Origin of the sequence: Vibrio sp. ArtGut-C1 (genome assembly GCF_002105475.1) — a bacterium.
Classification (GTDB): Bacteria; Pseudomonadota; Gammaproteobacteria; order Enterobacterales; family Vibrionaceae; genus Vibrio; species Vibrio diabolicus.
The window spans coordinates 127,887-139,903 of the sequence record NZ_NCTH01000003.1 but is presented as its reverse complement, the minus strand read 5'-3'; the positions used below and the strand labels follow the sequence as shown (position 1 = coordinate 139,903).

The window sequence follows — 12,017 nt, the reverse complement described above, 5'->3', positions numbered from 1 at the left end:
ATGAGCGGCTTTTTGACTATTATTTTAATCCGATAAGTAATACTGAACGGTTGAGACCACTCGTACTTTCTTAATGTAAGGCGTGTTGCTATCTCGGTCATAAATCGAGAACTGCCCTTGCGTGGCACGTTTGATCTTACCCAATGAACTCTGTGAGTCTTTCGCAAACTTTTGCGCCACTTCGCGGGCGTTTTTGGTCGCCTCTTCAATCATGTCTGGCTTTACATCATTCAGCTTAGTAAAGCTGTACTCAATGCGGTTCGCGTACGGGTCCTGATTCAGCAGTACGCCTTGTTTTCCTAGCTCACCAATCTCATTAATTGCCGCTCGAACCACATCGACACTTTGACTATAAACCGTAACGGTCCGCGAGGCTAAATAACGAAACTCGATATCTTGCTCACTCCCGTATTGCTGTGCTTTTCGGTCAATGACAGCAGGAGAAGAAAGGGAAACGCTCGTTTCAGGGAGCCCTTTGGCACTTAAGAAATCCAGAATCAAACGCGTTTGCTGATCGATGTCATCAAACATAGCCCCCATATCATTACTCGCTAAGGTGAACTGAATTGGCCAGATCACTGTATCGGCAGAGTACTCTCGTTCAGACAATCCCTTCACCGTTACCACTCGCTCATAGGCTTTGTATTTGACTGCTGTTTGCTGAATAAAAAAGCCCAATACTCCTAAACCAATTATCAGACACAGCCCGAGCCATATTGACGCTCTATTGGAAATCTTCTCCATTCATCCTCCTAATTTCGCCAAAAGTAACAATTCGTCGTATCGATAACATAGCTCAACTATGGCCAGAAAATGGCGACCTAAAGCCAAGTTTTTGTCATATCGTTCGAAATGGTGAATAGAATAAATTACAATTGAACGGTGTTTTATTGTGAGTTTTAAGATTATGTTGAAAATAAAATGGCTGGTAGTTCTGAGCGGATTATTTGTCTCAACGGCTTGTTTGAGTACTGACGACTTAGTAATGGATGACAACTCAACACAAGAACCCCAAGCAGGTATGTGCGATGAAGATCAATGCGAAGGGAAACGCTTTGATGGTCGTATTCTGCTAGACAATGAGCCGACCAAACAGGTCTTGAGCTCACTAGAAAGTCTCGGTGAAACGCTCAACTCTCTGAGTATCCTGATGTTTGCTGGCGACAAAACGTAACGCTAAAGCTGTCCTATCCCCTTCGCCTTTAGTCAACAAAGCTTCACCAGTTTGTCACTAAAGGCTCATGGATTTGCCTCTGAACTGTCATCTGTAATTTCTACTATCCGATCAGCCACTTGTACGCTGAGGTAAATATGGATAGTTCGACCCCTTTTCGTCTCCCTCGTAAAACGCCGTTTGGCATTGGTGAAAACGTTGCTGAATGGGCAACAGGTTTAAGTCAGCTCGATAAATTCTACGCCCAACGCCCCGTGAATGCGGATACCAAAACTTTCTTGCGATTTACGCTGGATATTTTGGGGATCGACTATCGCATTGCCCATGGTTCGCTCGACGCAGTGCCAAAGCAAGGCGCAACCGTCATTGTGGCGAATCACCCTCTCGGTTGTGTTGAAGGCGTGATTCTCGCCGAGCTACTATTGATGATACGAGACGATATCCAAATTTTAGCGAATCAGTACCTAAAAACCGTACCAGAGCTCGACCAACTTTTTATTGGTGTCGACGTATTCGAAGGCAAAGACGCCGTCAAATCGAATATGAAGGCCCTCAGAGCAGCCAACAAACACCTTGCGAATGGCGGCTTGTTATTGGTTTTCCCTGCGGGTGAAGTGTCGCAGTTAGTGGATGCCAAACAACAGCGTTTAGAAGACAAAGAATGGAGCCGCAGTGTCAGTGCGTTAATTCGTAAGAACAAAGCCGCCACTGTTCCCGTCTTCATTCGTGGTCAGAACTCAAAACGCTTCTACATGGCAGGTAAAATCCACCCTCTTTTACGCACCTTGATGTTGGGAAGAGAACTGCTCAACAAGAGCGCAAAAACCATTGAGTTGTCCTTTGGGCAAGCAATCAAGTTTAAAGAACTCAATAACCTCAACGATGATCAGATCGTCAATTATCTGAGGCTTAACACCTACCTGCTTAACCGCGATGTAAGTGCCACTCAGCAAACGGTCTCAGACAATGATCTCTTACCTATTGCAGCAGGGTTACCCATAGGCCAATTGCTTGAAGAGCTGCACAGCTTACCGACAGAAACCCAATTGCTTCAAAGTGGCGAGTTCGACGTATATTGCGCCAGCGCGCAGCAGATCCCATCTCTCCTGCATGAAATTGGCCGCTTGCGAGAACATAATTTCCGTCAAGTTGGCGAAGGGACCGGACAAGCGATAGACATCGATCATTTCGATCATGATTACCTGCACCTATTTGTGTGGGATCGTGAGAACCAATGCATGGTAGGTGCTTACCGTCTTGGATTAGTTGATCAATTATTGGCGAAATATGGCGTAGAAGGATTGTATTCGCGCACCTTGTTCAACTATGACCAAGGCTTTCTCGATCAAATGGGTAAGTCGATTGAAATGGGTCGTTCTGTGATTGCCGAGCAATATCAAAAAAGCATGAGTGCCCTACTCTTACTCTGGAAAGGCATAGCGACTTTTGTCCATCAACATCCCGAATACACGCACTTATTTGGCCCAGTGAGCATCAGCAACGATTACAGTCATACCGCGCGTCAATTGCTGGCACAATCGATGACCCTACACCACTACGACAACGACTGCGCCGAATACGTCACTCCGTCAAACCCACTGCCAGAAACCAACTTAAACTGGAATACCAGCATGCTAACCGCATTGGGAGATTTACAGTTGCTATCTCGCGTGATCGCTCGAATTGACGAAGGCAAAGGCGTTCCGGTATTACTGCGCCAATATTTGAGTTTGAATGGTAAGTTGGTGTGTTTTAACGTCGATCCGGCGTTTAACAACGCACTGGATGGATTGATTATGGTGGATTTACGCGATGTGCCTGAGAAAACGCTTGCACGTTACATGGGCAGTGGAAACGCGCGCGAGTATTTAGCTCTGAACCATTAACCGTCGTCGGAGGTATCGCGCTGCTCAAAATCGCTCTAAACAACACAACGCGAGCAGCGTGATGCGTTATTTACCCATAAGACATTAAAAACAAAGTGTTTAGTTAAACTCATCGCAAAAAGGCCAGTCATCTCAAGCTTTAATCCCAAAACGCCAACATCGCACAAACGTTCACGTTATAAACTTTCACAAAACCTCAAAATGGTCATAGATCACATTTTCAATCAAACCTAACGTCAAACAAAATGTGACATTGATCATTTCGAGCATTTAATTTGAGTTGAAAAAGAAATTAAAGGTGATCTTAATCACAATGAATTTTAATTTTATATTTGTCAGAAGATCGAATTGATCACTAATATTTTTATTGACAGATTTGAAAGTCATTTTTTGTTATTAAGTTACATATCAATTAATTGATCATCATCACTTAAAAAATGCTTTTCATCCGAAGAAATGCGGGGGTTGATCACGAAAAACCCGTCGTCAGTTCCAATTGGAAAATGTGTGGTAAATTGATTGGGTACTAAGCAATCAAACAAGCGGTTTTGGCGAACCGTTTACGACAACATATTCATCAGAACATCGAACGGGGAATTGTTATGATATCACCAGATGCCAAGATCAAGATACAAAATTTTGGTCGTTTTCTGTCAAACATGGTAATGCCTAACATCGGCGCGTTTATCGCGTGGGGCTTTATCACTGCTCTATTTATCCCAACCGGATGGCTACCAAATGAGACGTTAGCTTCCATGGTTGGTCCTATGATCACTTACTTGCTGCCACTACTGATCGGTTACACCGGTGGTAAATTAGTGGGCGGCGATCGCGGCGCGGTCGTTGGTGCAATCACTACCATGGGTGTGATTGTCGGTACCGACATCCCAATGTTTATGGGTGCAATGATGGTCGGCCCAATGGGCGGCTGGGCAATCAAAAAATTCGATAACTACATCGACGGTAAAGTAAAAAGCGGCTTCGAGATGTTGGTGAACAACTTCTCTGCGGGCATCATTGGTATGCTGTGCGCCATTTTGGCTTTCTTCCTTATCGGTCCATTTGTCAAAGTGCTTTCAGGCGCATTGGCAGCAGGCGTAAACTTCCTTGTTTCAGCGCACCTTCTGCCACTGACTTCTATTTTTGTTGAGCCAGCGAAGATCCTGTTCCTAAATAACGCGATCAACCACGGCATCTTCTCTCCACTGGGTATTCAGCAAGCGTCTGAAACTGGTCAATCGATCTTCTTCTTGATCGAAGCGAACCCAGGTCCTGGTCTAGGTATTCTGCTGGCTTACATGGTGTTTGGTAAAGGTACGGCTCGCCAAACGGCTGGCGGTGCATCCATCATCCACTTCTTCGGCGGTATCCACGAGATTTACTTCCCTTACATCCTAATGAACCCTCGCCTAATCCTTGCGGCTATCGCAGGTGGTATGACGGGCGTATTCGTTCTAACTATGTTTAACGCAGGTATCGTTTCTCCAGCATCACCAGGCTCAATCTTCGCAATCTTGTTGATGACTCAGAAAGGTTCAATCGTTGGTGTACTAGCGTCTATCGCAGCAGCAACAGGTGTGTCATTCGCCGTAGCAGCACTGCTAATGAAGACACAAACGTCAACAGAAGAAGACGGTGATGAAGCAGCACTAGAGAAAGCAACATCACAAATGAAAGACATGAAATCTGCATCTGAAAACGATGCGGTGGTAAACAGCCAAAGCAAAGGTGACGTAGACCTAGCGACAGTACAAAGCATCATTGTCGCGTGTGATGCGGGCATGGGCTCGAGTGCAATGGGCGCGAGCATGCTACGCAAAAAGGTTCAAGACGCAGGTCTGAACATCCACGTAACTAACCTTGCCATTAACAGCTTACCAGAGAGTGCAGATATCGTGATTACTCATAAAGACTTAACGGGTCGTGCACGTAAGCATGCTCCAAACGCACACCACATTTCATTGACTAACTTCCTAGACAGCGAAATGTACAACCAGCTAGTCACCAAGTTACTGGCAGCACAAAACCAATCCGCAGCCAATGACGACCAAATGGTAAAAGTGTCAGTCATGGCGGCGAACGACGACTGCTTTGAGCCACAGCAGCCATCGGTTTTCCAAATCCAGCGTGAGAACATTCACCTAGGTTTGAAAGCAGCCAACAAAGAAGAAGCCATTCGCTTTGCAGGCAACAAATTGGTTGAACTTGGCTACGCAGAACCAGAATACGTAGACGCGATGTTTGAGCGTGAAGCGTTGGTTCCAACTTACCTTGGCGAGTCTATCGCGGTTCCTCATGGCACCGTAGAAGCGAAAGACCGCGTGAAGAAAACAGGCATTGTAATCTGCCAATACCCATCGGGTATCCAATTTACTGAAGATGACGACGATGTCGCGAAACTGGTTATCGGCATTGCCGCTAAGAACGATGAGCACATCCAGGTGATCACCACCATTACGAACGCGCTCGATGAGCCGGAAGCAATTGAGAAGCTAACCAGCACCAACGATGTGGAAGAGATTCTGAACATCCTTGGCGGTCAACAAGCGGCTTAATTACTCCTTTAATTTGCTCCTGAGGCAAATGAGGTCAGCTGTCACCCCCTATGCGGTTGGCCTCACCCTAGTTTCGTAAGTCAACATTTTCATATATTGGTAGGTAAGAATTATGAAAAACGCAGTTCATTTTGGTGCAGGTAACATTGGTCGTGGTTTCATCGGTAAACTCTTAGCAGACGCAGAAGTCGAAGTAACATTTGCAGACGTGGACGCTCCGCTCGTCGATCAACTGAGTCACAAACAAGAATACAAAGTGAAAGTCGTGGGCACCGAGTGCCAAATCGACACTGTTACCCACGTCACAGCCGTAAACTCAGCCAGTGATGACGTGATTGATCGCATCGTCAAAACCGATTTAGTTACCACAGCGGTCGGTCCAAACGTATTAGATATCATCGCGAAAACCATCGCGAAAGGCATCGCCAAACGTTTTGAAGCTGGCAATAACACGCCACTTAACATCATCGCCTGTGAAAATATGGTGCGTGGCACTACGCACCTAAAAGGCGAAGTGTACAAACACTTAGATAAATCATTGCATGCAAAAGCAGACGAGTTGGTTGGCTTTGTTGATTCAGCGGTAGACCGCATCGTGCCACCAGCAGAAGCCGCCAACGATGACCCACTAGAAGTCACGGTAGAAAGCTTTAGTGAATGGATTGTGGATGAACAGCAATTCAAGGGCGAAATCCCTGACATCTCAGGCATGGAAAAGACCAACAACCTAATGGCCTTTGTCGAACGTAAGTTGTTCACCCTAAACACAGGTCACTGCATTACCGCTTATTTAGGTTGTTTGAAAGGGCACCGTACCATTCGTGAAGCAATTGAAGACCCAAGCATTCATGCTGAAGTAAAACAAGCAATGCAGGAAAGTGGCGAAGTATTGATTCGTCGTTACGGCTTCGACCGTGAAATGCACAATGCCTACATCGAAAAGATTTTAGGTCGCTTTGCCAACCCATATTTAGTGGATGAAGTGGATCGCGTTGGACGACAACCAATTCGTAAATTGGGTGCAAATGATAGATTAGTGAAGCCATTACTCGGTACAATCGAGTATGGCACTGAAAATCAAACACTTTTGAAAGGGATCGCGGCGGCGTTGAAATACACCAACGACACCGACCCACAAGCGGTGGAACTACAAACCTCATTAAAAGCCGTGGGCGTAAAGAAAACGCTAGCAACGTACACTGGCCTGGCTGAAGACAGTGTTGAAGTGGCTCAAATCGAAGTGATTTACCACCAGCTTTAATCGAATCAAGGGGAGCTCTGCTCCCCATAAATATAATTTTAAACAGTTACTCAGTATATGGCAGATAACATCAACGAAACCGAGATCATTGAACGATTAAACAGCGCGCCATCGGTACGAGGCTTTTTTATTGCAGCAGTCGATGTGTTCAACGATTCCATCGACGGGCTAATACAAAGGATCTTTCGTAAAGATAACTTCGCCGTGCAATCGGTTGTTGGTCCCCTACTGCAAGACTCCGGACCGCTGGGCGATCTCTCCGTTCGTTTGAAACTCCTATTTGGCTTAGGCGTACTCCCAGACGATATTTATCATGATATTGAAGACATCATTAAGCTTAAAAACCGACTCAATAGCGATGCATCGGACTACGAGTTCACTGATCCAAATATTCTAGAGCCAATCAAAAAGCTGCATCTGGTAAAGAAAATGGGCATGGTGCAATTAGAAGTCAACGAACCTGATGACGACATCGATCTTGAGTTTTATCAACTCCAACTTCAACGCCAGCAACAAATAATAAAATCAGGTCTCTCGCTCGCCATTGTCGAAATTTGCAATGAACTGGGCAAGGACAGCCCTTTTTAACCCAACCTCCGGCAAGGAACGCCTTCTCTACTAGCCTCTTTTCTTTGCGTATCCTTTCTGTATGACGTGCGTGAAAGCCATCACAGTCCATATTCGTATGTCTCTGTAATATCAGACCAATCTATCGCTGGTATTGAAACGGTATGGCATGCTTTCAATCGAAGACACTAAAACCAAATGGGAGTTTTTCCAGAAACACCATTGGGTATCTCCAGAATTTTCCCGCACTCCCGTACTTGAGTCGTGGGAGCGTTGCATAAAGCAATGCAGTCCTTACACCTGGTCAAAGCCACATATTGCCTCTGGATTTACCTTCTCATCTCTGATGAAACGCAACGAGCACCTCATCGAATGCGCCACGACCGTACTTGAAGACACTTACGACATGCTAGGAGACGAAGACCTGCTATTGATGGTAACTGACGGCAACGGCTGCGTTCTTTCCGTTGTGGGACATCACTCTATGCAGCAAGAGATGCAGCCGCTCGGCATTAAACAAGGCTGTTTTCTATCTGAAGGAAAAATTGGCACAAATGCGGTCAATCTCTGTATTAGTACTCATATCCCGAGTGAAGTTTTCGCAGCAGAACATTTCAATCGCCACTTACATTCTTATGCCTCTGTAGCAGCACCTGTTTTCGACCAATTTGGCAAGTTACGCGGCACAACATGCCTTCTCAAAAAAGCAGAGAGCTATAAGAAAGAAAACTTAGTCATCATCGCGTCGAGCGCGAAAGAAGTCAGTTTGCAAATCCATATTCAGTCGGAACAAGAAAACATTAACCGCCTCACTTGTGCTCACAACGCAACACTAGAATGCATGGATGACGGCCTTCTTGCCTGGGATGAAGAAAGCCGTATCACCATGGTAAATCATCAATCAGAGCGTTTGTTAAACATTGAAGCCAGTCAGGTTTTGGATAAAGAAGTCTTTTCTGTTTTACGTTTCCCGCCAAATGTCCTCAATAGTCTTGAGTCGGGTGCAAGCATCAACCGCAAGCTCACAACGGTAGAGGTTCGTGGCGAGTTTGTTGAAGCGATCATTACCTTGCGTCCACTCAACGACGGCACGCACTTATTGTTTTTGCACCCCATCGATAAAATTCGCGAACTTGCTCAACAACAAATAGGTGGCAGTGCGCGCTATACGTTCAGTACTTTGCCCGTCATTTCACGAAAAATGAAGCATGTCATTACCGTGGCAAAACGGGCCATAAAGTCCAAATCACCGATTCTAATTACAGGTGAAGAAGGTGTAGGAAAAGCCACTCTCGCCATGGCGATTCATAACGAAAGCACCTACAAAGAAGGGCCGTTCATTACGCTCAACTGCCGCTCCATCAATACAGAGCAACTGGTCAAAGAAACCCTAGGCTACGACGAAGGACAAGGCATGCCCTCTAAGTTTGAACTCGCCCACGGCGGCACGCTCTTTTTGGAAAAGGTGGAATATCTGTCACCCGATTTACAAGCCGTGTTACTTAAGTTGTTAAAAACTGGGCTCGTCAGCCGCAGCGACAGTTTGCGATTGATCCCCGTAGACTTTCAACTTATTACGAGCACCGCTTCAGAGATCAGCGAGTATGTCACTCAGCGCTCATTTGGTCGGCAACTTTATTATGAAATCTCCTCGAACGAGCTGCATATTCCACCACTACGAAAGCGTAAAGAAGACATTGAATTTCTCGTCCAGCAACTTATCAGCCATTATGAACGCCGCCACAATGTGACGATCTCGATAGAGCCAGTCGCACTGGAAGCGTTGATGAATTTTCGTTGGTCAGGCAACAACTCTGAATTAAGAAACCGAACTGAGCGAATTTTGCTGAACCGCAGTTCCAACTTAATCAAGCTGAACGATATTCCTGAAGACATTAAACTGAATTCTCGCCATACCGCAGAAAATACGCCAGTAATCACGTTAGAAGAAGCCGAGAGAAGAGCGATTGTTCAGGCTTGGAATCAGTGTGATGGCAAAATGCATGATATGGCGAAAGCATTGCAAATTGGCCGCACGACCTTATGGAGAAAAATTAATAAGTTTGGGCTGCAGGAGCAAATGAAGCTGTATTAAGCCAAGAAGTGGCGTTCCTACAAAAGTAAAACCGGCGTAAGCACGCCGGTATACGTGTACTAACGATAAAGGTATCGATTAAACATCGACAGACAACTGACGAATCTGCGCTTTTAGTCCCGGCAACAAACTCGCACTGGCGCTGAATTTTCGTAACCCAACACGAAGCAATGTTTCTGTGGCATTTGGATCGCCTGCCATCTCACCGCACATACTGACCGGTATGCCCGCGCGATCGCCTGCTGCACACGTGAGTTCAATAGCTTTTAGTACCGATGGTTCAAAGTAGTTCACCAATTCGGCAACGGCGGCGTTGCCTCGATCGGCTGCCATAACATATTGAGTCAAATCATTGGTGCCAATAGAGAAAAAGTCGACTTCTTGTGCTAACGCATCTGCATTTAATACCGCGGCGGGTACCTCAATCATAATACCGACAGGCAAATGAGTCGCATCCAAGCCGAGTTGGTTTGCTTGATGTGCCAACAGCGCTTTTACTTTTCTCACTTCTTCAACCTGAGCCACCATCGGTATCATCAATTGAATATTCGGTTGCTCGTGAAAAGCTCTCAGAATGGCTCGAAGTTGGGCGGTAAACAATGACTCATGTTGAAGGCACAACCGCACCCCTCTCAAACCTAAAAATGGATTATCTTCCGATGGCATAGGGTAAGCGGCTAAAGGCTTATCACCGCCAACATCTAGACTACGAATCGTAAGTGGCTTATCACCAAGTGCGGCGGCAATATCACGATACACTTGGTATTGCGCTTCCTCAGTCGGCAACTCATCACTGTTTTGAAACAGAAACTCAGTCCGGAATAGACCAACCCCCTCAGCTCCTGATGTTAGTGCATCATCAATATCTTTCGGTCCACCAATATTGGCGAATACTGGAATATGGACGCCATCACAGGTGACTGCGGCTTGCTGAGCACTCGCTAGCGCACTTTGTCGGGAGATTTGCCACTCAATTTGTTGCGCTTCTAATTCCTGCTGTACGGAATCCGAAGGAGAGAACCATAAATGTCCTCGGAAGCCATCAATAGTCACCACTTGACCAGCACGCACAGCATCAAGGCAGCCCTGAGCTTTAACGATGGCAGGAATCCCCATCGCACGAGCAAGAATCGCACTGTGAGAGGTTTTCCCTCCTTCACTCAAACAGATACCAAGCACTTTCGATTTATCAAGCCCGGCCACATCAGAAGGCATCAGGTCGCGGGCCAACAAAATACTCGGTTCCTGAATGTCGATGGCATTAGGCGTTACGCCTGTCATTTCGACCATAACTTGGCGTGCGATATCATGCACATCTGCTTCGCGTTCCCGCATGTACTGACTTTCTGCCTGGCGAAACTCTTCGGCCAACGTTTGCAGTGATTCTACCCAAGCTTGCTCGGCTATCATGCCCGTTTGAATTCGCGACTCGACCGATGCCCATAATTCTGGGTCACTGAGCATCATGCTATGAGCGGAAAATATTTCCCCTTTCGGCTGCTTCGCTTGCTCCTGCAAATGTTGAACAACCACGCCTATCGCACGCTTAACCCGTTCAATTTCATCTTGTTCACTTTGGAAATCACGTTCAGGCACAGCTGGCATTTCATGAGTAAAAAGGACAGCAGGAGCAGTAGCGATACCGTCATTGACTCGAATACCAACAACAGCACCTTCAATCTGACTTGGGGCCATGTCATCGAGCAAAGTATCCGAGCTTTCTTCAGGTTCGACAATACCTTGCTCAACCGCCTCTTTTTCTCCGAAGTGCTCATGAGCTAAGGCTTCAAATGCCTGAACTGCTTCACTAGATTGAGAGCCGAGTGCGCATAGGGTGATCGCCTCTTGACTACGAACGCCAAGTTTCGCAATGCTGTTTAAGCTTTTCGCGTTCACACGGCGCTCGCCTTTTTTCAACCATACTTGGCAGTCAAAAGGCGCGAGTGCACCAACAATAGCCGCAGCGGGACGAGCATGTAATCCATGCGGATTTTGCACTACCCAATCAAATGTCCGCTCGTGTTCAAAGTTCTCTGATACTGGCGCTATCTCAGCGAATGTTAGTGGCTGCTCACCAAGGTGCTCTCGTTTTACGCTTAACGCATTCTGTGCCTCTTCGACTACCGTCGATAAAGGTAGTCCGGCGGCAGCAGCCACCGACGCCGCCATGGTTCCTTCAACAATAGGGGCCGAGATAAGGGTGACATTTTCCCTCACATGATCATCAATCAGATCCAGAGCCATTTCCGTGCTAAGCAACGCGCTGCCAAGATCCATCAATACAACAACCCCTTGTTGATCTTGTACCTGCTCAATCGCTTCCATCACGGCAATAGCATCAGTTCCGATCGGGTTCTCTGGATCATCAATCCCAGCCGCAATCGCAAGCTTGGCTTTGCCTTGCGTCATTTGGGTGGCAAGTTCTGCCACCCCTTCTGCAAGGCGACGACTATGAGATACAACTACAATTCCCACCATC

8 protein-coding genes are annotated in these 12,017 nt (G+C 46.4%); 6 read left to right on the top strand and 2 right to left on the bottom strand.

Features of this window, described 5'->3' with window-relative positions:
• Positions 1-24 precede the first annotated feature (24 nt).
• A complete protein-coding gene (locus B7360_RS03895; RefSeq protein ID WP_006742751.1) occupies positions 25-744 on the bottom strand; it encodes an SIMPL domain-containing protein in 720 nt (239 codons plus the stop codon).
• A 163-nt stretch (positions 745-907) separates the two neighbouring features.
• On the opposite strand from B7360_RS03895, the gene B7360_RS24970 reads away from it, so the two are divergent.
• The 6 genes from B7360_RS24970 to dhaR all read left to right on the top strand — a co-directional run bounded on the left by B7360_RS24970 (position 908) and on the right by dhaR (position 9,538).
• On the top strand, positions 908-1,174 hold the full coding sequence (locus B7360_RS24970) for a hypothetical protein (RefSeq protein WP_041852999.1): 267 nt from the start codon (positions 908-910) through the stop codon (positions 1,172-1,174).
• A gap of 137 nt (positions 1,175-1,311) precedes the next feature.
• Positions 1,312-3,060, top strand: a complete 1,749-nt coding sequence (locus B7360_RS03885) for a lysophospholipid acyltransferase family protein (protein ID WP_006742750.1) — start codon at positions 1,312-1,314, stop codon at positions 3,058-3,060.
• 602 nt (positions 3,061-3,662) lie between these two features.
• Positions 3,663-5,615 (top strand): PTS mannitol transporter subunit IICBA, encoded by a 1,953-nt coding sequence (locus B7360_RS03880; protein ID WP_085342753.1) that lies wholly within the window; start codon positions 3,663-3,665, stop codon positions 5,613-5,615.
• Between the two features lie 112 nt (positions 5,616-5,727).
• A complete protein-coding gene (locus B7360_RS03875) occupies positions 5,728-6,876 on the top strand; it encodes a mannitol-1-phosphate 5-dehydrogenase (protein WP_085342752.1) in 1,149 nt (382 codons plus the stop codon).
• 57 nt (positions 6,877-6,933) lie between these two features.
• The gene (locus B7360_RS03870; RefSeq protein ID WP_012841150.1) at positions 6,934-7,464 is read left to right on the top strand and encodes an MltR family transcriptional regulator; all 531 of its coding nucleotides are present in this window, start codon (positions 6,934-6,936) and stop codon (positions 7,462-7,464) included.
• Positions 7,465-7,612: 148 nt separating this feature from the next.
• The gene (gene dhaR / locus B7360_RS03865; RefSeq protein ID WP_085342751.1) at positions 7,613-9,538 is read left to right on the top strand and encodes a dihydroxyacetone kinase operon transcriptional regulator DhaR; all 1,926 of its coding nucleotides are present in this window, start codon (positions 7,613-7,615) and stop codon (positions 9,536-9,538) included.
• 78 nt (positions 9,539-9,616) lie between these two features.
• Here dhaR and ptsP read toward each other — a convergent pair whose 3' ends face one another.
• Complete coding sequence (ptsP, locus tag B7360_RS03860) at positions 9,617-12,016, bottom strand: phosphoenolpyruvate--protein phosphotransferase (RefSeq protein ID WP_085342750.1); 2,400 nt, start codon at positions 12,014-12,016, stop codon at positions 9,617-9,619.
• Position 12,017 lies beyond the last annotated feature (1 nt).

What these genes read in the sequence shown, in the direction of transcription:
- B7360_RS03895 (WP_006742751.1), bottom strand. Translation starts at nt 744, where the DNA reads ATGGAGAAGATTTCCAATAGAGCGTCAATATGGCTCGGGCTGTGTCTG.
- B7360_RS24970 (WP_041852999.1), top strand. Translation starts at nt 908, where the DNA reads ATGTTGAAAATAAAATGGCTGGTAGTTCTGAGCGGATTATTTGTCTCA.
- B7360_RS03885 (WP_006742750.1), top strand. Translation starts at nt 1,312, where the DNA reads ATGGATAGTTCGACCCCTTTTCGTCTCCCTCGTAAAACGCCGTTTGGC.
- B7360_RS03880 (WP_085342753.1), top strand. Translation starts at nt 3,663, where the DNA reads ATGATATCACCAGATGCCAAGATCAAGATACAAAATTTTGGTCGTTTT.
- B7360_RS03875 (WP_085342752.1), top strand. Translation starts at nt 5,728, where the DNA reads ATGAAAAACGCAGTTCATTTTGGTGCAGGTAACATTGGTCGTGGTTTC.
- B7360_RS03870 (WP_012841150.1), top strand. Translation starts at nt 6,934, where the DNA reads ATGGCAGATAACATCAACGAAACCGAGATCATTGAACGATTAAACAGC.
- dhaR (WP_085342751.1), top strand. Translation starts at nt 7,613, where the DNA reads ATGCTTTCAATCGAAGACACTAAAACCAAATGGGAGTTTTTCCAGAAA.
- ptsP (WP_085342750.1), bottom strand. Translation starts at nt 12,016, where the DNA reads ATGGTGGGAATTGTAGTTGTATCTCATAGTCGTCGCCTTGCAGAAGGG.